This window comes from Arsenicicoccus sp. UBA7492, from assembly GCF_002479615.1.
GTDB lineage: Bacteria > Actinomycetota > Actinomycetes > Actinomycetales > Dermatophilaceae > Arsenicicoccus > Arsenicicoccus bolidensis.
The window spans coordinates 39,919-62,748 of the sequence record NZ_DLOE01000025.1; the positions used below are offsets into that span (position 1 = coordinate 39,919).

The following is a 22,830-nucleotide window of genomic DNA, read 5'->3' on the forward strand; positions in this document are numbered from 1 at the left end:
GGGGACACCGCAGCGGGAGTCGGGGTATGCCGCGGACCTGTCGCACCTGGACGCGGCGATGGGGTCCTTGCTGGCGGTGATGGGTGAGCACCCGGTGGCGGGGGCGCTGGTGGTGGGCAAGTCGACGGTGCCGGTGGGGACGGCGGCGCGGCTGGCGGACTGGTGCGCGCGCGAGGGTGTGGACGCGACGGTGGTGTGGAACCCGGAGTTCCTGCGCGAGGGGTACGCGGTGCAGGACACGTTGACCCCGGACCGGGTGGTGTACGGCCTGCCGGAGGACCGGGTGGCGGGGGAGGCGGCGCGTGACCTGCTGGACGAGGTGTATGCGGGGGTGCTGTCGCACGGGATGCCGCGGCTGGTGACCAACTACCAGACGGCGGAGCTGGTGAAGGTGGCGGCTAACTCCTTCCTGGCGACCAAGATCAGCTTCATCAACGCGATCGCGGAGCTGTGCGAGGCGACGGGGGCGGACGTGACGCGGCTGGCGGAGGCGCTCGGGCACGACGAGCGGATCGGTCCGAAGTTCCTGCGGGCGGGGGTGGGTTTCGGGGGTGGGTGCCTGCCCAAGGACATCCGGGCGTTCATGGCGCGGGCCGGTGAGCTGGGGGTGGACCAGGCGTTGACGTTCTTGCGGGAGGTGGACGCGATCAACCAGCGTCGTCGTCAGCACGCGGTGGCGTTGGCTGAACGGCACTTCGGGGGGAGCGTGGAGCGTCGGCGGATCGCGATCCTGGGGGCGGCGTTCAAGCCGGACAGCGACGACCTGCGGGACTCGCCGGCGTTGTACGTCGCGACCAGGTTGGTGGGGCAGGGCGCGGACGTGGTGGTGACCGACCCGATCGCGTTGCCGGGCCTGCACGCGCGCTACCCGCACATCCAGACGGCGCCGAACGCGCGGGCGGCGTGCGTGGACGCGGAGCTGGTGATGCTGCTGACCGAGTGGAGCGACTTCACGAGCCTGGAGCCGGACCAGCTGGGCTCGGTGGTCAAGGAGCGGGCGATCATCGACGGCCGCAACGCCCTGGACCCGGGGCGGTGGGAGGCTGCGGGTTGGTCCTACCGCGGGATGGGCCGCGCCAGCACGACCTGGTGACCACGGGGCGGTTCCGGCATACGGCCGGGCTCGGCTATGCTGGTGCGGTTGCCTCGGCGAGGGACAGGGCACGGTGCGCAGCACCGACCAGGTCCGTGATCGACGCGGTGGTGGGAGTCGCCTCCTGCTGACGCGTCGTCGCGTCCGCGCCGTGTCCCGCGTCGAGGCCCGACCGATATCTCCCCACCACCCCCCGAGGAGTCGACATGTCCGACGCCACCGTCCTGCAGGCCGAGGCCCGTTCCGAGTTCGGCAAGGGCGCTGCCCGCCGCATCCGCCGCGCGGGCAAGATCCCCGCCGTCATGTACGGCCACGGCGCCGCCCCCGTGCACGTCACCCTCCCGGGTCACGACACGCTGCTGGCGCTCAAGAACCCCAACGCGCTGCTGACCATCGTCGTCGACGGCCAGGAGCAGTACGCCCTGGCCCGCGACGTGCAGCGCGACCCGATCCGCACCGTCGTCATCGAGCACGTCGACCTCGTCGTCGTCCGCCGCGGCGAGAAGGTCACCGTCGACATCTCCGTCTCCCTCACGGGCGAGGCCGCCAGCGAGACCGTCGTCCAGCTCGAGAACCCCGTCATCTCCGTCGAGGCCGAGGCCACCCACATCCCCGAGGGTGTCGAGGTCTCCGTCGAGGGCCTGGCCGCCGGCACGCAGATCCTGGCCAAGGAGATCGAGCTGCCCGCCGGCTCCACGCTGGTGTCCGACGAGGAGCTGCTCGTCGTCAACATCACCCAGCAGGTCTCCGCGGAGGCGCTGGAGGCCGAGCTCGCCGAGGCCGAGGCCGAGGCCGGCATCGAGCACGAGGAGTCCGAGGACGAGGCCGCCGAGGGCGAGTCCGCCGAGGGCACCGACGCCGCCGAGGGCGACGAGGCCAAGCCCGAGGGCGACGAGGCCTGAGCCTCGCCCCTCCCGCGGGCCCGTCCCGCAGCACGACCCGTATGACGCCGCGGCGCCCAGGCAGGACCTGGGCGCCGCGGCGTCGTGCCACCCCCTCGCTCTGGGAGACTTCCTGACATGACCACCTCGGACACCTGGCTCGTCGTGGGCCTCGGCAACCCCGGGACGCAGTACTCCAGGAACCGGCACAACGTCGGTGCCATGGCGGTCGACGTGCTCGCGGCGCGGGCGGGGGCGACGCTGAAGCGCCACAAGGCGCGAGCCGCCGCCGCCGAGGTGCGCGTGGGCGTCCTGCCGGGCGGGGCCCCCGGCCCGCGCGCGGTGCTCGCCGTCCCGTCTTCGTGGATGAACGAGTCCGGCGGCCCGGTCAAGGCGCTGACCTCCTTCTACAAGGTGCCGCCGCGCCAGCTCGTGGTGATCCACGACGAGCTCGACATCCCCTTCGCGTCCTCCCGGGTCAAGCTCGGCGGGGGAGAGGGCGGGCACAACGGCCTGCGGTCCATCAGCAAGAGCGTCGGCACCAAGGACTACGTGCGGGTGCGCATCGGCATCGGCCGCCCCCCGGGACGTCAGGACCCGGCCGACTTCGTGCTCAAGGACTTCGCCTCGGGCGAGCGGGCCGACGTGGGCGTGCTCCTCGAGGACGCTGCCGACGTCGTGGAGGACCTGCTGACCCAGGGCCTCACCTACGCCCAGGACCGCTGGAACGCCCGCTGACCTCGGAGCCGACGCCCTCGCGCTCCCGCAGGGAGCGGGTGTGTCGGTGCTGCGGCGTAGGCTGGCCCGCGGCCCAGATCCTCCTCGGACGCCACCTCCCCCGGAAGCGAGACTGCTCATGGCGCTGCCTGCCCTCCTCGACGTCCTCGGTCGCGACGCCACGGTGCGTCGTGTCCTGGAGTCCGTCGGCGTCGAGCAGCTCGTCGACGTGGCCGCGGCCGGCGGCTCGCGCGCCCCGCTGATCGCGCTGCTGGCCCAGCACCGTGGCGGCACACCCGTCCTGGCTGTCACGGCGACCGGGCGCGAGGCCGACGACCTGGCCGCGGCGCTGCGCTGCTTCCTGCCGCACGACGCCGTGGCGGAGTTCCCCAGCTGGGAGACCCTGCCGCACGAGCGCCTCAGCCCCCGCAGCGACACCGTCGGGCGGCGCCTGGCCGTGCTCCGGCGGCTCGCGCACCCGTCCGCCGAGGACCCGGCATACGGCCCGATCTCCGTGCTCGTGGTCTCCGTGCGGGCCCTGATCCAGCCGATCGCGACGGGCCTCGGCGAGCTCGAGCCGGTGGCCCTGGTCGCCGGCGACGAGCGCCCCCTCGAGGACATCGTCGAGGCGCTGGTGGGCGCGGCCTACACGCGCACCGACCTGGTCGAGCGGCGCGGCGAGTTCGCCGTCCGCGGCGGCATCCTCGACGTGTTCCCACCGACCGAGGAGCACCCGCTGCGCGTCGAGCTGTGGGGCGACACGATCGAGGAGATCCGGTGGTTCCGGGTCGCCGACCAGCGCAGCCTCGAGGTCGCCGAGCACGGGCTGTGGGCGCCCCCCTGCCGCGAGATCCTGCTGACCGACGCGGTCCGCGACCGGGCGCGCGCGCTGGCCGAGCAGCTGCCCGGCGTCCGCGACCTGCTCGACAAGGTCGCCGAGGGGATCGCCGTCGAGGGCATGGAGTCCCTCGGCCCGGCCCTGGTCGACGGCATGGAGAGCCTGCTCGACACCCTCCCCGCGGGTGCCCACGTCGTCGTGTGCGACCCCGAGCGGGTGCGCACCCGGGCCCGCGACCTGGTGGCGACGAGCGCCGAGTTCCTCGAGGCGAGCTGGGCCAACGCCGCCGCCGGCAACGCGGTGCCCGTCGACCTCGAGAGCGTGCTCGGCACCGCGTCCTACTGGCAGCTCGGGGACGTCCGCGAGCACGCCCTCGCCACCTCCCGGCCGTGGTGGACCCTGACGCCCTTCGCCGCCGACGAGGACCTCGCCGAGCTGATGGAGAGCGGCGATGACGACGCGCTCACCTTCACGGTGCCGACCGTCGAGACGCCGGCCTACCGCGGGGACCGGGACGCCGTGCTCGCCGACCTGCAGGGCTGGCTGCACGACCAGCGGCGGGTCCTGATGGTCACCGAGGGGCAGGGCCTCGCCAAGCGCCTCGTCGAGCTGCTCGGCGAGGGCGGCCTGCCCGCTCGGCTGCTCGCCGACGGCGCCGAGATCGAGGGCGGGGTCGCGTCCATCACCACCGGCCGGCTGGGCCGCGGGTTCGCCTGCGAGAGCGTCGATCTCGTCGTCCTGACCGAGGCCGACCTGACCGGCACGTCGGGCCAGGGCACCAGCACCAAGGACATGCGCCGGCTGCCCTCGCGGCGCCGCAACCAGGTCGACCCGCTGCAGCTGCGCCCCGGCGACTTCGTCGTGCACGAGCAGCACGGCGTGGGCCGGTTCGTCGAGATGATGCAGCGCACCGTCGGCGGCGCCACGCGCGAGTACCTCGTGCTGGAGTACGCCTCCTCCCGGCGCGGGCAGCCGGCCGACCAGCTCTTCGTCCCCACCGACCAGCTCGACCAGGTCACGCGCTACGTGGGCGGCGAGCAGCCGACGCTGTCCAAGATGGGCGGCTCCGACTGGCAGAAGACCAAGAGCCGCGCCAAGAAGTTCGTCAAGCAGATCGCGGGGGAGCTCATCCGGCTCTACAGCGCCCGCATGGCGACCACGGGGCACTCCTTCGGGCCGGACACCCCCTGGCAGCGCGAGCTCGAGGACGCCTTCGCCTACGTCGAGACGCCGGACCAGCTGTCCAGCATCGACGAGGTCAAGGCGGACATGGAGAAGCCCGTGCCCATGGACCGCCTCATCTGCGGCGACGTCGGCTACGGCAAGACCGAGATCGCGGTGCGCGCCGCCTTCAAGGCCATCCAGGAGGGCAAGCAGGTCGCCGTGCTGGTGCCGACGACCCTGCTCGTCCAGCAGCACTACAACACCTTCTCCGAGCGCTACTCGCAGTTCCCCGTGGTGGTCAAGGCGCTGTCCCGCTTCCAGTCCGACAAGGACGCGCGCGAGGTCGTCGCCGGGCTCAAGGACGGCAGCGTCGACCTCGTCATCGGCACGCACCGGCTCCTGTCCAAGGAGATCGCGTTCAAGGACATCGGCCTGGTCATCATCGACGAGGAGCAGCGCTTCGGGGTCGAGCACAAGGAGCAGCTCAAGGCGCTGCGCACCTCGGTGGACGTGCTCGCGATGAGCGCGACCCCGATCCCGCGCACCCTGGAGATGGCCGTCACCGGCATCCGCGAGATGTCCACCCTGGCGACCCCGCCCGAGGAGCGTCACCCGGTGCTCACCTACGTCGGTGCGTATGACGAGAAGCAGGTGGTCGCGGCCATCCGGCGCGAGCTGCTGCGCGAGGGCCAGGTCTTCCTCGTCCACAACAAGGTGTCCTCGATCGAGCGGGCCGCCTCCCGGCTGCGCGAGATCATCCCCGAGGCGCGCATCGAGACCGCGCACGGGCAGATGGGCGAGCACCGGCTCGAGCAGGTCGTGCTGGACTTCTGGGAGAAGAAGTTCGACGTGCTCGTCTGCACGACGATCGTCGAGACCGGCCTGGACATCTCCAACGCCAACACCCTCATCGTCGAGCGCGCCGACATGCTCGGCCTGTCCCAGCTCCACCAGCTGCGCGGGCGGGTGGGGCGTGGCCGCGAGCGCGCCTACGCCTACTTCCTCTACCCCCCCGAGAAGCCGCTCACCGAGACCGCCCACGACCGGCTGCAGACCATCGCCAGCCATACCGACCTCGGCGCCGGCATGCAGGTCGCCATGAAGGACCTCGAGATCCGGGGCGCCGGCAACCTCCTCGGCGGCGAGCAGTCGGGCCACATCGCGGGCGTCGGGTTCGACCTCTACGTCCGCATGGTCGGCGAGGCCGTCGCCGACTTCCGGGGCGACGACTCCGCGGCCCAGCCGATGGAGATCAAGATCGAGCTCCCCGTCGACGCCCACCTCCCGCACGAGTACGTCCCGGGGGAGCGGCTGCGCCTGGAGGCCTACAAGAAGCTCGCCGTCGTCGAGGACGAGGCTGCCCTGGCCGACATCGTCGCGGAGCTCACCGACCGCTACGGCACGCCGCCGCCGGCCGTCGACAACCTCATCGAGGTGGCCCGGCTGCGCACCGTCGCCCGCCGGGCCAAGGTCAACGACATCGGGGTGCAGGGCAAGTTCGTCCGGTTCGGCCCGGTGGAGCTGCGCGAGTCCCAGCAGATGCGGCTGATGCGGCTCTATCCCGGCACCCTGGTCAAGGAGCCGCAGCGGCAGCTCCTGGTGCCGGCGCCCATGACGGCCAAGGTCGGCGGCAAGGTGCTGCGCGACGACGAGATCCTGCGCTGGGCCAGCGATCTCATGCAGTCGGTGCTCCTGGATGACATCGCGACGGCGGCCGGGGTGCAGGGCCGCAGCTGACCGCACAGCGTCACCCCGATGTCACCGGACGTCAGGGTTCGACGCAATGTGGTGACGCACGTTGGGCAACAGGGCGAACGAGAGGTGGACGCCAGGGGTCCGCACTAGGCTCAAGGACGAGCGACCCGAGGGGGAACCTGTGGTCGCTCGTGCCATGTCATCGTCACCCGCGCACCAGAGGGCTCCATGTCTGTCGACTCGCTGACCACCACCATCCGTGACGCCCTGGCCGAGGCCGGCCGGCTCAAGGTTGATGCCCACCAGATCGGCGCCGACGCCGACCTCTACTCCGCCGGGCTGACCTCCCACGCGACCGTCAACGTGGTCCTCGAGCTCGAGGACACCCTCGACATCGAGATCCCGGACGAGCTGCTCGTCAAGAGCACCTTCGCGTCCGTCGACGCCCTCCAGGCCGCGCTCGCGCCGCTGGTGGAGGACTGATGACGGGCAGCGCCACCAGCACCAGCACCACGGGCACCGGCTCCGTCGGCTCCGCCGCAGCCACCGCCACGGACGTCGTCGCGGAGGCCCGGCGCATCGCCACCGAGGTGGCCGCCGTCCACGCCCCCGACGTCGACCGCGACGCCCGCTTCCCGCGCGAGGCCATGACGGCGCTGCGCGAGGCGGGCCTGCTCGGGGCCTGGATCCCCACCGACCTCGGCGGCCTCGGGGCCGACGTGGTGCAGATCGGGCTCGCCTGCGAGGAGCTCGCCAAGGGCTGCGCCTCGACCGCCATGATCTTTGCGATGCACCAGATCCAGGTGGGGTGCCTGGTGCACCACGGTCGCACCCCCTACCTCCAGGAGCTGATGCGGCGCATCGCCGCCGACCAGCTGCTCGTCGGCTCCGCCACCACCGAGATGGGCATCGGCGGTGACGTCCGACGGAGCCTGTGCCACGTCGACCGCGCCGACGACGGCACCTTCGAGCTGGTCAAGAAGGCTCCCGTCATCTCCTACGGCGTCGAGGCCGACCTCATCTTCGTGACCGCCCGCAAGGACGCGGAGGCGGTCGAGAGCGACCAGGTCCTCGTCGTGTGCGACAAGGCCGACCTGACGCTGGAACCCCTGGGCGACTGGGACACGATGGGCTTCCGCGGCACCTGCAGCCCCGGCTTCGTGCTCACGGCCCGCTCCCACCAGGACCGGATCTTTCCCGACGACTACGCCGACCTGTCGGCCCGCACGATGCTGCCGGTCGCGCACTCCCTGTGGTCCTCCTGCTGGCTGGGGCTCGCCGAGGGCGCGACGGCGACGGCACGTGGCGTGGTCCGGCAGGCCGCCCGCCGGTCGGGGCAGCTGCAGCCGGTGACGGGCCTGCGGATGGCCGAGCTGGAGGTCGTGCTCGAGACCTTCCGGGCCCGCGTGCACGGCGCCACGGCCGGCTACCTCGAGGTCGACCCCACGTCCCAGGCCGCGACGCTGATGGGCCGGGCGATCGGCTACAACACCCTCAAGGTCTACAGCGCCGAGACGGTCGTGGACATCGTGGCCAAAGCCCTGCTGATCGTGGGTATCGCGGGCTATCGTCGGACGGGGGCGGTGAGCCTGGATCGCCAGCTGCGGGACGCCTACGGCGCTCAGCTGATGGTCAACAACGACCGGATCCTCGGCAACACCGCCCAGCTCGAGCTCATCTACAAGGGCTGACAGGAGACCCACATGACCTCACGTCACGACCGCGAGCTGGCCCTGCGCCGGGACCTCGTCGAGGCCGGCCACATGGTCGAGCTGCCGCTGCGCGGGCTGTCCGCGTTCACCGGCACCTTCGAGGACGTCCTGGCCGGGGTGGAGCGACTCGTCCACGAGATGCAGCCCACCGAGGACGTGACGGTCATCTCCTTCCCCCCGCTGCTCACGCAGCCGGTGTTCGAGAAGACCGGCTACCTCGACTCGTTCCCCCAGCTCATCGGCTCGGTCGACGTGTTCACCGGCGACACCAAGGCGCACAAGGCGATGGTGGTCGACAAGAACGCCGGTGAGGACTGGACGACGCACCTCGTCCCCGCGCGCCTGGACCTGCTGTCCGCGCCCTGCCACCAGACCTACCCGCTGCACGCGGGCACGCGCCTGGAGCGGGGCGTGACCTACGAGACCGGCAACCGCTGCTTCCGGCACGAGCCGTCCGACGACCCCATGCGGCTCGTGTCCTTCCGCATGCGCGAGAAGGTCTGCATCGGCACGCCGGAGCAGGCCCAGGCCCACCGTGAGATCGGGCGTCGCGTCGGCCCCGAGCTGCTGACCTCCATCGGGCTGCAGATCGAGGAGGTGCCGGCCAACGACCCCTTCTTCGGCCGCGCCGCCAAGATCTTTGCCGCCGGCCAGCTGGACGCCGGCCTCAAGGTCGAGTTCGAGTGCAAGGTCTACGGCGAGGAGCACTCCGGCACCGCCCTCGGCTCGTCCAACTACCACAACGACCACTTCGGGCTGGACTTCGACATCACGACGGCCGACGGGCAGCTCGCCCACAGCTCCTGCATCGGCTTCGGCCTGGAGCGGGTCACTGTCGCGCTGTTCGCGACGCACGGCATGGACGTCCCGTCCTGGCCGACCGAGGTGCGGGCCCGGCTGGGGCTCGACGCGCAGGCCTGACCGAGGATGCCGCTCGACCACCTGCGGGCCGACACCTTCACGCCCCACCCGCTGCACCGCGACGACCGGGTCTGGACCCAGACCAACTGCTACCTCGACATCTGGATCGAGATCGCCGCCGCCCTCGGGCTCCCGCCCGAGCCGCTGGGCGTGTGCGCCTACAGCGCAGGCACCGTCCCCGGGGCGTGGGCCTTCCTCAAGGCGCAGACCGACGACCTGCGCGACCTCTACGGCATCGAGGTCGCCGAGATCAACCTGTGGCGCACGGTTGAGGAGCACGTGCTGGACCACCTCGGGGCCGGTGAGCTGCTGACCGTGGAGTCGGACGCCTACTACCTGCCGGACACCGATGGCGTGTCCTACGGCGCCGAGCGCGTCAAGACGACGATCGTGCCCGTCCGCGTGGACCCCGAGGCGCGCGCGATGACCTACTTCCACAACTCCGGCCTCTACGCGCTGCAGGGAGACGACTACGACGGCGCGCTGGCCCTGCGCGACCTGCCGACGTGCGCTCCGCAGCCCTACGTCGAGCGCGTCCGGCTCGACGGGCTGGTCAGGGACGAGGCCGAGATCCGCCGCCGGGCAACGGCGCTCGCTGCCCGTCACCTCGCGCGCCGACCCGCCGGCAACCCGGTGGCCGACCTGTGCGACTCGGTCCGCGAGGTCGCGCCGACGCTGCCCGATCGGGGCTTCGCGTTCTTCCACCTCTACTCCTTCACCGCCACCCGGCAGCTGGGGCTCACCGCCCAGGCTGCGGCGGACGCGACCCGCTGGCTCGCCGACGGTGCTGCCGACGGCGACGACCCCGACCGCGACTCGCAGCCTGGTCTCGATGCCGACGAGCTGCGCACGGCCGCAGACGACTTCGACGTCGTCTCGCAGGAGATGAAGAACCTCCAGTTCGCCCTCGCCCGCATCACGGGCGGCCGCGCGCGCGACCTCGAGCCCACCCTGCAGCGCGCCACCGAGCGGTGGGGGAGCGCCATCGACCGCGTCGCCGCCCAGCTGGGATGACCGTCCTCGCCGCCGGTGCGGACCCCGTCGAGATCCGTTGGCAGGTGAGGCGGTTCGATCCGGGCGAGCAGCCAGGGCCTGGCTCCTGGCCGCAGGACGGCTGGGTCGCGGCGGTCGTGCCCGGGTCCCTCGCGGCCTCGGCCGCCGTGGTCGAGGCGTATGGCGTCCCGGCGCTCGCGGAGGCCGACCACAGCACCTGGTGGCTGCGCGGCAACGTCATCCTCGACCAGCCGCTCCCGCGCGCCCGGCTGGTGCTGGACCGGATCGCCACGCACGCCGACGTCTACCTCGACGGTCAGCGGATCCTGCGCAGCGACAACGCCTTCCGCCGTCACGTCATCGATCTCGGCGCGCTCACGGCCGGACCGCACGAGATCGCCGTGCGGATTGCGTCCTTCGGCGAGACGCCCGTGCCCCGCAAGCCCCGTCCCCGCTGGCGCAGCTCGCTCCTGCCCGACCCGAGCCTGCGGTGGCGGCGGACCCCGCTGCTCGGGCGCATCCCCACCTGGGAGGGCGTCCTGCCCCCGGTCGGCATCCTCGGGGAGGCCGGCCTGCGCGCCCGTCCCCGCGCGGAGGTCGTGTCGATCCGCACGCAGGTCGAGCCGGCACCCGACGGCTGGACCGCCCGGCTCGCGCTGCACGTGCGGGCCGCGGAACCGCTCCCGGTCGAGGTGACCCTGGACGGGGAGCGGCTGACCGCCGAGCCCACCCTCGAGGACGACGGGGCATGGCACCTGCGCCTGTCGCACGACGTGGGCGTCGTGTCCGGCGACGACGGCGCGACCCTGTGGTGGCCGCACACCCACGGGCTGCCTCGGCTGCGCCGCCTGCACGTCCGGGTCGGGGGCGAGACGGTCCTGGACCGGCGGATCGGCTTCTCCCACATCAGGGCCCGCCGCGAGGACGACCGCTTCGCGATCGCCGTCAACGGCGTCGACGTCTTCGTCCGGGGGGTCGTCTGGGCCACCACCGACCCGCTCGGCTGGACCAGCGACCCGGCCGAGGTGGCCCGCGACCTGGACGCCCTCGTCGCCGCCGGCATCAACCTCGTCCGCATCCCTGGCACGGGCACCTATGCCGACCAGGTCCTGCGCGAGCTCGCCGCCGAACGCGGTCTGCTCGTGTGGCAGGACGCCATGCTCGCGACCTTCGACCCGCCCGAGGACGAGGCCTGGCTCGCCGAGCTCGAGGCCGAGCTCCGGGACCAGCTCGGCGCCTGGGGCGGCTGGCCGCACCTCGCCGTCGTCTGCGGCGGCACCGAGACCGAGCAGCAGCCCACCCTCATGGGTCTGCCCCCCGAGCGACGGCGGATGACGGCCCTGCACGACCTGCTCCCGCGCCTCGCGGACGAGCTCGTGCCCGGAGCGATCCACGTGACCTCGAGCCCGTCCGGCGGGCCCCGCCCGGTCAGCATCGAGCACGGCGTGAGCCACTACTTCGGCGTCGGGGCCTACCTGCGGCCGCTCGAGGACGCCCGCACCGCGCGCGTGTCCTTCGCGTCCGAGGCGCTGACGTTCGCCATACCGCCCGAGCCGTCGACCATGGCGGAGCTGGACGACCTGGGCCTGCTGCCGGCCCCCGACGACCGGGGCAGAGGATCCGCGTGGCGCCGGGCCGCCCCGCACGACCGGGGGACGTCGTGGGACTTCGTGGACGTCACCGACCACTACGTGCGGGCGTGGATCGGTCGCTACCCCGCCGGCGCCGACAACGGCGACACCGGCGTCGACACCGACGTCGACGCAGCCGCCAGGCAGCTCACCACGGAGGGCTGGGAGGACCTGCAGCGCCGGACCGTCGCCCGGGTCATGACCGAGAGCTTCGCCTGGTGGCGCAGCTCGCCCACCCCGACCGGCGGCGCGATCGTCCTGGCCCACCGCGACCTCGCACCAGGCCCGGGGTGGGGGCTGATCGACGTGATCGGCGCGCCCAAGGCGCCGCTGCTCGCGCTGCCCGAGGTGCTCGCGCCGGTGGCGCTGCTGCTCCTCGATCGTGGTCTGGACGGGGTGCTGCTCGAGGCGGTCAACGACACGGGGCGCCCGGTGCGAGGGACGCTCCGGCTGGAGGCCCTGGACCTCGAGGGCGACGCCGTCCTCGACGCGGAGCTCGAGCTCGCCGTCCCGGCCCGGGGGCACGCGCAGGTCGAGGTCGAGGAGGCGCTCGGGGGCTTCCGCGACCTCGGCTGGGCCTGGCGCTTCGCGTCCGCCCCGGCCTACTCGGCGGTCCGCGCCCGCTGGGTGACCGACGGGGCGGGTGAGGTCCGGGCGACGCGGCCGCTGCTCCCGCCGACGATCCCCACGCCGACGATCCCCACCCCGGTCGTGGCACCCACGACCACCGACTAGGCTGGGACCGCGTCGCCACGGTCCCCGAGGCGGACGATGCAGACCCTTTGCCGAGAGGACTTGATGGTGTTGGCTTCCAAGCGCGTGCTCACCGGGACGCTGGCCGCCGTGGTCGCGGCCACCGGACTCCTCACCGGGTGCGACCAGGGCTCCCAGTCCCGCGCCGCGGCGATCGTCGACGGCCAGCCCATCCTCGAGTCCGACGTGCAGACCGCGGCCCGCGAGTTCAACGGCGGATCCTCGCAGGTCACGCAGCCGGTGCAGCCCGCCAACGTCGTCAGCCTGCTGACCTTCGGCCGCTACGTCCTGCCCGCCGTGCAGCAGTCCGGCAAGGGCGTGTCCGACGACGCCGCCAGGAAGCTGCTGGACAAGGTCGAGAACCCGTCCCGGTCCACGCTCGACTTCGTCCGCACGGCGCTCGCCCTCAACAGCATGGACCCCGCCACCGAGGAGAAGGTCGTCCAGCAGCTGAAGCAGGCCGACATCGAGCTCAACCCGCGCTACGGCTCGCTCGACCGCAAGACCCTGCAGATCGGGCCCGAGACCCGCAACTGGCTCGTGGCGGACGCGGCCGGTGCGCCCAGCCCCGCGCCGACCCCGGCTCCCGCACCCTGACATGACGACGACCGACGAGGTCGAGCGGCCCCGCCCCGGCGAGCGGTTGCTCGACCTCGTGGCCGTCATGGACCGGCTCCGCTCCCCGGGCGGCTGCCCGTGGGACGCCGAGCAGACCCACGAGAGCCTCGCGCCGTATGCCGTGGAGGAGGCGCACGAGCTCGCCGACGCCATCGCCTCCGGCGACCGTGAGCACCTGGTCGAGGAGCTGGGGGACGTGCTGCTCCAGGTGGCCTTCCACGCCAGGGTCGGTCAGGAGCACGCCACCGAGCCGTTCGACGTGGACGACGTCGCGGACGCGATCATCACCAAGCTCCAACGGCGCCACCCCCACGTCTTCGCGGACGCGGTGGTGTCGGGTGCCGCCGACGTCGAGGCCGGCTGGGAGGCCATCAAGGCCCTCGAGAAGCCCGACCGGACCGGCCTGCTCGACGGCATCCCCGCGTCCCTGCCGGCGCTCGCCCTGGCGGCCAAGACGGCCTCGCGGCTCGAGCGGACCGGACGGGGCGAGCTGCTCGCCGCCGCCGCTGCGCCGCAGCCTGACGACGTCGGGGCCGCCCTGCTGGCCCTCGTCCTCGACGCCCGGGGTCGGGGCATCGACGCCGAGCAGGCCCTGCGGGGCACCGTCCTGCGCCTCGCCGCGACGGCCGACGGCGACGCCTGAGCGCCCTGCGAGAGGCCGGCGAGGGGCTGACCGGACGGCATACGGCAGGTGCCTGTCCACCGCTCGGACGACGGCACGGTTGGCCGCAGACCCCGGCGCGCCCCCTGCGGCGCACGGGATAGGCTCGAGCCGCACCGCTCACCATCGATCAGGAGAGTACTTGTGGCCAACATCGAAGCAGTAGGCGCACGCGAGATCCTCGACTCGCGTGGCAACCCCACCGTCGAGGTCGAGGTCGCCCTGGAGGACGGCACCATCGCGCGTGCCGCCGTCCCGTCCGGCGCCTCCACCGGAGCGTTCGAGGCCGTGGAGCGTCGTGACGGCGACAAGGGTCGCTACCTCGGCAAGGGCGTCGAGGACGCCGTCAACGCCGTGCTGGACGAGATCGCCCCGCGGGTCCTCGGCTACGAGGCGACCGAGCAGCGCCTCGTCGACAACGAGATGCTGTCCCTCGACGGCACCGACAACAAGGGCTCGCTCGGCGCCAACGCGATCCTCGGCGTCTCCCTCGCCGTCGCCAAGGCCGCCGCCGAGTCGGCCGGTCTGCCGCTGTTCCGCTACGTCGGCGGCCCCAACGCCCACGTCCTGCCCGTCCCGATGATGAACATCCTCAACGGTGGGTCGCACGCCGACTCCAACGTCGACATCCAGGAGTTCATGATCGCCCCCATCGGCGCGCCCTCCTTCAAGGAGGCCCTGCGCTGGGGCGCCGAGGTCTACCACGCCCTCAAGTCCGTGCTCAAGGAGCGCGGCCTGGCCACCGGTCTCGGCGACGAGGGCGGCTTCGCCCCCAACCTCGAGTCCAACCGCGCCGCGCTGGACCTCATCCTCGACGCCATCCGTGCCGCGGGCTACGAGCCCGGCAAGGACATCGCCCTGGCGCTCGACGTCGCGGCGTCCGAGTTCTACCAGGACGGTTCCTACGCCTTCGAGGGCGGCAGCAAGTCGGCCGACGAGATGATCGCCTACTACGCCGAGCTCGTCGCGGCCTACCCCCTCGTCTCCATCGAGGACCCGCTCAACGAGGACGACTGGGACGGCTGGAAGTCCATCACCGAGCAGCTCGGCGACAAGGTCCAGCTGGTCGGCGACGACCTGTTCGTCACCAACCCCGAGCGGCTGCAGCGCGGCATCTCCACCGACACCGCCAACGCCCTGCTGGTCAAGGTCAACCAGATCGGCTCGCTCACCGAGACGCTGGACGCCGTCGACCTGGCCCACCGCAACGGCTACCGCTGCATGATGTCGCACCGGTCCGGCGAGACCGAGGACGTCACCATCGCCGACCTGGCCGTCGCCACCAACTGCGGCCAGATCAAGACCGGTGCCCCGGCCCGGTCCGAGCGCGTCGCCAAGTACAACCAGCTCCTGCGCATCGAGGAGGAGCTCGACGACGCGGCCGTCTACGCCGGCGCGGGCGCGTTCCCGCGCTTCAAGGGCGCCAGCGCCTAGTCTGGAGCACATGCCATCCAGCACCTCCCGAGGAGGGACGTCACGCCCCGCGCGACGTCCCTCCTCCGGTGCTGCCGCGGGTTCGTCCCGGCGCCCGGCCGGTGCCGGCGACCGGCAGCGTCGGCCCGCGGAGGGTCCTCGTCGCCGGGTCGGTGAGGGTGGCGGCGGCGTCGGGGGATCCGGCGGGTCGGGCGGCTCGCGAGGGACCGGTGGCTCACGCGGGACTGGTCCCGCGCGAGGAGCTGGTGGGCCTCGCGGCCGGTTGCGACCGGCCACGGTGCGGCGCCTGCTGGGCCTCGCGGCCATCGTCGTGATGCTCGCGATCATGCTCGTCCCCACCCTGCGTCGCTATCTCGAGCAGCGCGACCAGATCGCGACCCTCGAGCACTCCATCGTCGAGCAGCAGCGCCAGGTCGACGACCTGATGCGCGAACGCGCCAAGTGGGACGACCAGGCCTTCCTCGAGCAGCAGATCCGCTCCCGGCTGCACTTCGTCAAGCCTGGCGAGACGTCCTACACCGTGCTCGACCCGCAGACGGGCCGGCGCACCTCGGTGGACGCCCAGGTGGTCGGGGTCGACCTGGAGGCGCAGCAGGTCCCGTGGTACTCCAAGGTCTGGACCTCCCTGTCCAGCGCGGACCGCCTCGGCCTCGACCCGACGGTGGCCCCGGCCGAGGGTGGCCCGACGCCCACGCCGCAGCCCACGATCTCGGACACCCCCCGCCCCGGCTCCACCCCGTCCGGCAGCGCCCCCGGCGGCCGCACCTCGCCCGGTGCCTCGCCCACGCGCTGACGCCGGGCTCCCGACATACCTCTCCTCCCGAAGGCCAAGGCCACCGCATGAGCAACGAGTCCACCACGCCCGCACCGGGTCTCACCGACGAGGACGCCGCAGCGGTCCACGCCCAGCTCGGGCGCGAGGCGCGCGGCGTCGTCGAGGTCGCCCACCGCTGCCCGTGCGGACGTCCTGACGTCCTGCGCACCCTGCCGAGGCTGCCGGACGGCACGCCGTTCCCGACCACCTACTACGCCACCTGCCCACGGCTGACCGGTGCCCTGTCGACCCTCGAGGCGCAGGGCGTGATGCGCGAGATGAGCGAACGCCTCCGGGACGACGAGGCGCTGGCGGGCGCCTACCGGCGGTCGCACGAGGCCTACCTCGCCGACCGCGCCGAGCTCGGCTCGGTCCCCGAGATCGACGGCATCTCGGCCGGGGGGATGCCCACCCGCGTCAAGTGCCTGCACGTCCTCGCCGGTCACGCGCTGGCTGCCGGGCCCGGCGTCAACCCCTTGGGGGACGAGGCCGTCGAGGCCGTGGGGGAGTGGTGGGCCCCCGGACCCTGCGTCGCCCCCACCGAGGACGGCTGGGAGCGCCGGTGACCGACGGGGCCGTTCGTCGCGTCGCGGCCGTGGACTGCGGCACCAACTCCATCCGCCTCCTGGTCGCGGACGTCGACGTCGCCGTGCCTGATGGGCCTGCCGCGCCTGCCGTCGGCGCGCTGCACGACGTGGTCCGCCGCATGGAGGTCGTCCGTCTCGGCGAGGGGGTCGACCGGACCGGGCGCATCTCCGAGGCCGCGATGGAGCGGGCTCTCGGACGGTCGCGCGAGTATGCCGAGCAGTGCGCCGGCCTCGGCGTCTCGGCCGTGCGCTTCGTGGCGACCTCGGCCGCCCGCGACGCCGGCAACGCGGAAGACTTCGCGGCCGGGGTGAGAGCCGCCTTCGCCGAGCACGGGCACGACGGCGTCGTCCCCGAGGTGATCAGCGGCGACGAGGAGGCCGAGCTGTCCTTCCTCGGCGCGACGGGTGACCTGGTGGCGGCCGGCATCCCCGGCCCCTACCTCGTCGTCGACCTCGGCGGCGGGTCCACCGAGCTGGTGCGCGGGACGGCTGAGGGTGTCGTCGAGGCGGCCCGGTCGGTCGACATGGGGTGCGTGCGGCACGCCGAGCGCTACCTGCACCACGACCCGCCGACGGCCGACGAGCTCGCCGCCGCCCTGGCGGAGGTCGACCGGCAGCTCGACCTGGCCTGCAGCACGGTCGAGCTCACCGGCGTGCGCACGCTGGTCGGCGTCGCCGGCACCGTGACGACGGTGACCGCGCACGCGATGGGGCTCGCGGCATACGACCCCGAGGTCATCCACCTGTCCCGGCTCCCGGCCGACGTGGTCCGCGCCGCCTGCGCGGACCTGGTGCGCCTGGACCGACCGAGCCGAGCGGCGCTGCCGTTCATGCACCCGGGCCGCGTCGACGTCATCGGGCCCGGGGCCCTGATCTGGGGCCGGATCGTCGAGCGCGTCGTGGGGGCGGGCGCCGACGACCTCGTCGTCTCCTCCGAGCACGACATCCTCGACGGCGTCTGCCTGCGCCTGGCGGGTTCGGTCGACTGACCGAGGGAGGCCGGCCACGGGCCTACACTGGGGGGAGCACGTGCTCCGGGGTCGGTGCAATTCCGAGCCGGCGGTGACAGTCCGCGACCCGACCACCTCTCGAGGTGGGCGGTTGACCTGGTGGAACTCCAGGACCGACGGTGAAAGTCCGGATGGGAGGCAGCACGCGGCGCCTCGTCGGCGCCCGCTCCGGTCGTCGCGACCGGGTCGGAGCCGCACCTGGCGCACGTCCGTCGACCGACGGTGACCCCGGCGCAGCCACGCAGCAACGGCACGGGAGTCGACCGGAGGTGAGGATGTCCCGACACGCGAGGCACACCTGGCTGGCGCCCCTGGCGCTCGGCGCGGTCCTGCTCGCCGTCTGGGAGCTGGTCGCCGCCTATGGCGGTCTGCCCGCCTTCCTGCTGCCCGGCCCGGTCGACGTCGCGACGCGGCTGGTGGGCATGCTCGGTGGACCCGTGGTGTGGCCCTATGTCGCGCTCACCCTCGCCGAGGCGCTCGGGGGCTGCGCGCTCGGCGCGGCCGTCGCCCTGCCGCTGGCCGTGCTGATCCACCGCTCGCGCTGGGTCGGCGCCGCCGTCACCCCCTTCCTCGGCGCCACCCAGGCGATCCCCGCCATCGCGCTCGCGCCGCTGCTGGTGCTCTGGGTCGGCTACGGCCTGACCGCGATCGTGGCGCTGTGCTCGCTCATGGTGTTCTTTCCCATCCTCATCTCCTCGGTCGTCGGCCTCACCCACGTGCCGCACGAGGTGGTCGACGCCGCCCGGATCGACGGCGCCGGCAGCTGGGACCTGCTGCGACACGTCGAGGCACCCCTGGCGCTCCCCAACGTCCTCGCCGGGCTGCGCAACGGCTTCACCCTGTCGGTGACCGGGGCGGTCGTGGGCGAGATGGTCATGGGCGGCGAGGGACTCGGCACCCTGCTCACCCTGCAGCGCGACGCCGTCGACACCGCCGGGATGGTCGCCGTGATCGTCATGCTGTGCGCCATCGCGGCCTCGGCATACACCCTGCTCCTGGTCGTCGAGCGACGCTCCTCGATCGTCGCCGACGTCCGCGAGACCCCGCGCGGCTGACCTCGAACCGTCCCCACCCCCCATCAGCCACCCCCCGCAGCACCCCTCGAGAGGACCACTCCCCGTGACCATCACCCGCCGATCCCTGCTCACCGCCGCCGGACTCACCTCGGTGCTGGCGCTGGCCGCGTGCGGCGGCGGCAGCGGCAGCGGCAGCGATCAGGTGGTCCGGTCGTCCACCGCTGCCACCCCCGCCGGCAGCAGCGCCGGGGGTGACAAGGCCACGGTGGGACTGACCTACATCCCCAACATCCAGTTCGCACCGTTCTACGTGGGGATCGAGCAGGGCTACTTCCGCAAGCGGGGGGCCGACGTGACGGTCCGGCACCACGGCGCGCAGGAGGGGCTGTTCACCGCGATCGCCTCCGGGCAGGAGGACCTCGTGATCGCGGGGGGCGACGAGATGGTCGAGGCGCGGGCCAAGGGCCTGGACCTCGTCGCGGTCGCCTCCTACTACCGGCGGTACCCCGTCGAGCTGATCGTCCCGGCCGACTCCCCGATCAAGACTCCGGCCGACCTCAAGGGCCGGTCCCTCGGGGTGCCCGGGCGGTATGGCGAGAGCTGGCTCGGGGCCCTGGCGATGTTCAAGGCCGCCGGGATCACGGACCAGGACGTGCGGGTCACCGAGATCGGCTACACCAGCCAGGCCGCCCTCGCGACCGACAAGGTCGACGCCGTCATGGGCTATGCCAACAACGACACCGTGCAGATGCGGCTCGCGGGGCTCGACGTGCGCTCGATCCCGCTCACCGCGACCGGTGAGGTCCCGCTCGTGTCCATCTCGCTCGTCACGACGAGGAAATATCTGCAGGCCAACCCGGCGCGGGTGCGCGCGGTGGCCGACGGCATGCTCGACGGCATCCAGACGATGGCCTCCGACCCGGAGCAGACCATCAAGGACTCGTCGCGGCACGTGCCCAACCTCGCGGACGCCAAGGCCGCCACCGCGGCCTGCGCCACGCTGGACGCCACGGTCAAGGTGATGCTCACCAAGGACGGGGCGGTCAGCGGTCGGCTGGACCCGGCGCAGTGGGCGTCGATGACGGCGTTCATGCGCTCGCAGGGCCTCATCGCCAAGGACGTCCCCGCCGCCGATGCGGTGGCGGCGGGCTACGTCTCGCGCTGACGCGACCTGCCGCGGACGTGAGGCCGTCAACGCGGCCGGTGGGGGCCTCGAGGCCCAGCTGGCCCGCAAGGCCTCCGGTGGCTCGCTGTTCCGCGAGCCGCAGATCAACGCCTGGTATGCCGTCAAGGGCGATCGCGTGCTGCCCCTCAACGACGAGGCGCGGGCAGCCGTCGGTGCCGGCATGGCGCTGCGCGACTACCAGCGCACCGTGCACGCCAAGTACGCCGACAAGCTGCCGGGCTCCGGCTACGACCGGTCCGGCACCGCAGGCGGATTCGCGGCGGGCGGTGCGCCGGCAGCGGCCCAGCCCGTGGCGGGGCAGCCCGCGGCGCAGAGGTCAGCCCAGACGTCCGACTCGCCCGCGCCGATGGTGGCCGGTGGTCTGGGGCTGGGGCTGGGGCTGGGGCTGGTGGCCGCGGCCGGTGCGGTGGTGGCCGCAGCCCGTCGCCTTCGCACCCACGCCTGACCCGACCGGCGGCCGCCGACCACAGCGTCGGGCGGCCTGCCACGAGTCAGCCCCGGTCACGAAGGGCCGTCCCGCCGTCGCGGGGCGGCCCTTCGTCATGCGCCGACGGTCCGGCATACCGACGACGAAGGTGCAGGTGCCGAACGACGCCACGAGACCGGACCGTGACTATCTCGCTGTGGACACTAGTGCGGATTGCGCGGTAGTGTGCGATGTGGAAGAAGGAGGTGCCCATGGAGACCACTCAGCTCGTCAAGGGCGTGCTCGACCTCGCCGTCCTGGCCGTGGTGGCGCGCGAGGACGGCTACGGCTACGACGTCGTCCGGCGCATCCGGGCGGCGGGTCTCGAGGACGTGGGGGAGGCCAGCGTGTACGGCACGCTGCGCCGGCTCTTCGCGGCCGGCGCGCTGACGTCCTACGTCGTGCCGAGCGACGAGGGCCCGCACCGCAAGTACTACGGCATCACCGGCGAGGGGCGCGCGATCCTCGAGCGCCAGGGCAAGACCTGGCGGACCTTCGCCGGGACCATGAACGACCTGCTCAAGGATGCGGAGGCAGTGGCATGAGCGACACGATCGTGCTGGGCGACAACGAGATCCGCGACTACGTGGCGCGGGTGAGGCGGGCGCTGGACGACCTGCGCGCCGACGACGTCGACGAGCTGACCTCCGGCATGGAGGCCGACCTGGCCGAGATCCGTTCGGAGGCAGGCTCGCTCGTCGCCCGTCTCGGCGAGCCCGAGACCTACGCCGCCGAGCTGCGCGCCGCTGCCGGCCTGCCCCCACGATCCGCCGTGGCCTCCCGCACCAGGGGGATGCGGGAGGCCACGGCTACCGTGCGGGAGTCGTATGACGCTGCGCTGCAACGGCATCCGTGGCTGCGTCACCCGCGCGACTATGTCAGGACGCTCCACCCGGCGTGGTGGCTGCTGCGGGCTTCCTCGCCGTGTGGTGCATCAACGCGATGCTGGGCCTGGGGCAGGTGGCGAGCGTGCTGCTGCTCCTCGCCGCCGTGCCCCTGAGCGTGTGGATCGGCTGGCGCGGCAGGGGGGTGCCCAGGGCTGCTCGGTTGGCGATCGGCCTGGCCAACACGATCGCCGTGGTCGCCTCGCTGGTATTCGGGGCGCAGCTGGTCGAGCGGTTCTACGGGGACGGGAACTACCTGCCGGCCGTGTACTCCCAGCCTGCGGCGCCGTCCGGACTGTCCAGGGAAGGTGTCGAGGTGGCCAACGTCTTCGTCTACGACGAGCAGGGCAACCCGGTTCCGCGGGCCCGGCTCTTCGACGAGGGCGGAAGCCCTTTGATCGTGCGGCCGCACGACGTGCAGGACCGGATCGCCTCCGTCGACAGCTATGGGCAGGCGCAGCGCAACGTCGTCCCCCGCAGCCTGCCGAGCACCGACGCCTGGCACCCCACCCAAGAACAGCTCGACGCCGAGGAGTACGCCTGGCGGCCGCCGGCCACCCTGCCGCCGCTGCTGCCCGTGCAGCCGGCGCCGACCGCCACCCCGTCGCCCGGCGCCAGCTCGGCGGCCGGTTCGAACCCGACGTCAAGCCTGAGCGCGACCCTTGGCCCGAGTGTGACGTCCAGCCCGAGCAGGCCGGGCGGTCCGAGCGGCGGCCCGACCATGACCTCCGGGCCCTCGACCGCACCTACGTCGACCGCCACGGCCCCGACGCCCACCCCGACCGGGACGACGACCCCCTGAGCGCGTCCGAAGCTGACCACTCGGCGGGGTCCCTCCTCGCCGAGTGGTCGGTCATGGGCGGGGTGTGGGTCGGTAAGTGACCGGTCGGCGGGGTGGGGTGGCATCCTGCGGGGCATGGACCTGCTCCTCCCGCACCCCGGCACCGGCGACCTCCACCCGTCGCCGGTGCCGCCGGGCACCGGCTGGCCGGGGGATCCCTCGCGGCCCCGCACCCCGCGTGCCGCAGCCCCGGAGGACGTCATACGGCTGGCCGGGTCGGCCCGGACCCTGGACCAGCTCGACGCGAGAGTGGCTGTCTGCCAGGCCTGCCCGCGGCTCGTCGCGTGGCGCGAGAGCGTCGCGGAGACCAAGCGGGCGGCGTTCGCCGACCAGCCCTACTGGGGCCGCCCGGCGCCGGGGTGGGGCGACCCGCACCCGCGCGCGCTGATCGTCGGGCTCGCCCCCGCCGCCCACGGGGCCAACCGGACCGGCCGGATCTTCACCGGGGACCGCAGCGGGGACTGGCTGTATGCCGCGCTCCACCGCGCGGGCCTGGCCAGCCAGCCCACCAGCGTGCACGCGGCAGACGGCCTCCAGCTGCACGGCGTGCGCATCACGGCCCCGGTGCACTGCGCGCCCCCGGACAACCAGCCCTCGACCCTGGAGAAGGCCACCTGCGCACCGTGGCTGGATCGTGAGATCACCCTCGTGGAGCGCGATCTCGAGAGCCTGCTCGCCCTCGGCGGCATCGGCTGGGCGCAGGCGATCGGCGCCGCGAGACGACTCGGCTGGACCGTGCCGCGTCCCGCGCCGAAGTTCGGCCACGGCGCCGAGGCCACCCTGATCACCGCGCGGGGCAAGGAGATCCGCCTCGTGGGGTGCTATCACGTCAGCCAGCAGAACACCTTCACCGGCCGCCTGACCGAGACGATGCTCGACGAGGTGATCGCTCGGCTGTGACCCCGAGCAGGGTGC

At 73.0% G+C, this 22,830-nt stretch carries 22 protein-coding genes and 1 riboswitch; all 22 genes read left to right on the forward strand.

Annotated elements, in window-relative coordinates; translation table 11 throughout:
* Window positions 1-1,093, forward strand: a 1,093-nt coding sequence (locus tag B4E97_RS06870; RefSeq protein ID WP_286959175.1) for a UDP-glucose dehydrogenase family protein, incomplete at its 5' end; no start/stop codon positions are given.
* Window positions 1,094-1,299: 206 nt separating this feature from the next.
* Window positions 1,300-1,995 carry a 50S ribosomal protein L25/general stress protein Ctc gene (locus B4E97_RS06875; RefSeq protein WP_019285465.1) on the forward strand — a complete coding sequence of 232 codons (696 nt, stop codon included), beginning with the start codon at window positions 1,300-1,302 and terminating at the stop codon, window positions 1,993-1,995.
* A 117-nt stretch (window positions 1,996-2,112) separates the two neighbouring features.
* Complete coding sequence (gene pth / locus B4E97_RS06880; protein WP_286959176.1) at window positions 2,113-2,712, forward strand: aminoacyl-tRNA hydrolase; 600 nt, start codon at window positions 2,113-2,115, stop codon at window positions 2,710-2,712.
* Between the two features lie 118 nt (window positions 2,713-2,830).
* Window positions 2,831-6,430, forward strand: a complete 3,600-nt coding sequence (gene mfd / locus B4E97_RS06885; protein ID WP_286959178.1) for a transcription-repair coupling factor — start codon at window positions 2,831-2,833, stop codon at window positions 6,428-6,430.
* A 186-nt stretch (window positions 6,431-6,616) separates the two neighbouring features.
* Window positions 6,617-6,871, forward strand: coding sequence for an acyl carrier protein (locus B4E97_RS06890; protein ID WP_019285468.1), 255 nt, complete (start codon window positions 6,617-6,619; stop codon window positions 6,869-6,871).
* Complete coding sequence (locus B4E97_RS06895) at window positions 6,871-8,079, forward strand: acyl-CoA dehydrogenase family protein (RefSeq protein WP_029211338.1); 1,209 nt, start codon at window positions 6,871-6,873, stop codon at window positions 8,077-8,079. Before B4E97_RS06890 ends, B4E97_RS06895 begins: the two co-directional genes overlap by 1 nt.
* A gap of 12 nt (window positions 8,080-8,091) precedes the next feature.
* Window positions 8,092-9,021, forward strand: coding sequence for a hypothetical protein (locus B4E97_RS06900; protein WP_286957866.1), 930 nt, complete (start codon window positions 8,092-8,094; stop codon window positions 9,019-9,021).
* 6 nt (window positions 9,022-9,027) lie between these two features.
* The gene (locus tag B4E97_RS06905; RefSeq protein WP_286959180.1) at window positions 9,028-10,035 is read left to right on the forward strand and encodes a DUF1839 family protein; all 1,008 of its coding nucleotides are present in this window, start codon (window positions 9,028-9,030) and stop codon (window positions 10,033-10,035) included.
* Complete coding sequence (locus B4E97_RS06910) at window positions 10,032-12,380, forward strand: glycosyl hydrolase 2 galactose-binding domain-containing protein (protein ID WP_029211340.1); 2,349 nt, start codon at window positions 10,032-10,034, stop codon at window positions 12,378-12,380. The genes B4E97_RS06905 and B4E97_RS06910 overlap by 4 nt, the downstream gene beginning before the upstream one ends.
* Before the next feature lie 63 nt (window positions 12,381-12,443).
* A complete protein-coding gene (locus B4E97_RS06915) occupies window positions 12,444-12,995 on the forward strand; it encodes a hypothetical protein (protein WP_019285473.1) in 552 nt (183 codons plus the stop codon).
* A 1-nt stretch (window position 12,996) separates the two neighbouring features.
* On the forward strand, window positions 12,997-13,659 hold the full coding sequence (locus B4E97_RS06920; RefSeq protein ID WP_019285474.1) for a MazG family protein: 663 nt from the start codon (window positions 12,997-12,999) through the stop codon (window positions 13,657-13,659).
* 162 nt (window positions 13,660-13,821) lie between these two features.
* A complete protein-coding gene (gene eno / locus B4E97_RS06925) occupies window positions 13,822-15,111 on the forward strand; it encodes a phosphopyruvate hydratase (protein ID WP_029211342.1) in 1,290 nt (429 codons plus the stop codon).
* 277 nt (window positions 15,112-15,388) lie between these two features.
* Window positions 15,389-15,904, forward strand: a complete 516-nt coding sequence (locus tag B4E97_RS06930) for an FtsB family cell division protein (protein ID WP_286959182.1) — start codon at window positions 15,389-15,391, stop codon at window positions 15,902-15,904.
* Between the two features lie 47 nt (window positions 15,905-15,951).
* Window positions 15,952-16,491 (forward strand): DUF501 domain-containing protein, encoded by a 540-nt coding sequence (locus B4E97_RS06935; RefSeq protein WP_286957878.1) that lies wholly within the window; start codon window positions 15,952-15,954, stop codon window positions 16,489-16,491.
* Complete coding sequence (locus B4E97_RS06940; protein WP_286957879.1) at window positions 16,488-17,501, forward strand: Ppx/GppA phosphatase family protein; 1,014 nt, start codon at window positions 16,488-16,490, stop codon at window positions 17,499-17,501. Before B4E97_RS06935 ends, B4E97_RS06940 begins: the two co-directional genes overlap by 4 nt.
* A 37-nt stretch (window positions 17,502-17,538) precedes the next feature.
* A riboswitch (FMN riboswitch) is annotated at window positions 17,539-17,670 on the forward strand.
* Window positions 17,671-17,797: 127 nt separating this feature from the next.
* The gene (locus tag B4E97_RS06945) at window positions 17,798-18,577 is read left to right on the forward strand and encodes an ABC transporter permease (RefSeq protein WP_275442658.1); all 780 of its coding nucleotides are present in this window, start codon (window positions 17,798-17,800) and stop codon (window positions 18,575-18,577) included.
* Window positions 18,578-18,641: 64 nt separating this feature from the next.
* Window positions 18,642-19,703, forward strand: a complete 1,062-nt coding sequence (locus tag B4E97_RS06950; RefSeq protein WP_286959183.1) for an ABC transporter substrate-binding protein — start codon at window positions 18,642-18,644, stop codon at window positions 19,701-19,703.
* Entirely contained in the window at window positions 19,672-20,169 is a 498-nt protein-coding gene (locus tag B4E97_RS06955; protein WP_286957884.1) for a hypothetical protein, read from the forward strand. The genes B4E97_RS06950 and B4E97_RS06955 overlap by 32 nt, the downstream gene beginning before the upstream one ends.
* A gap of 233 nt (window positions 20,170-20,402) precedes the next feature.
* On the forward strand, window positions 20,403-20,735 hold the full coding sequence (locus B4E97_RS06960; RefSeq protein ID WP_019285481.1) for a PadR family transcriptional regulator: 333 nt from the start codon (window positions 20,403-20,405) through the stop codon (window positions 20,733-20,735).
* Entirely contained in the window at window positions 20,732-21,190 is a 459-nt protein-coding gene (locus tag B4E97_RS06965) for an HAAS signaling domain-containing protein (protein ID WP_286957886.1), read from the forward strand. Before B4E97_RS06960 ends, B4E97_RS06965 begins: the two co-directional genes overlap by 4 nt.
* Window positions 21,160-21,876 (forward strand): hypothetical protein, encoded by a 717-nt coding sequence (locus B4E97_RS06970; RefSeq protein ID WP_286959184.1) that lies wholly within the window; start codon window positions 21,160-21,162, stop codon window positions 21,874-21,876. The genes B4E97_RS06965 and B4E97_RS06970 overlap by 31 nt, the downstream gene beginning before the upstream one ends.
* 114 nt (window positions 21,877-21,990) lie before the next feature.
* Entirely contained in the window at window positions 21,991-22,815 is an 825-nt protein-coding gene (locus tag B4E97_RS06975; RefSeq protein WP_029211348.1) for a uracil-DNA glycosylase, read from the forward strand.
* Window positions 22,816-22,830: the final 15 nt, after the last annotated feature.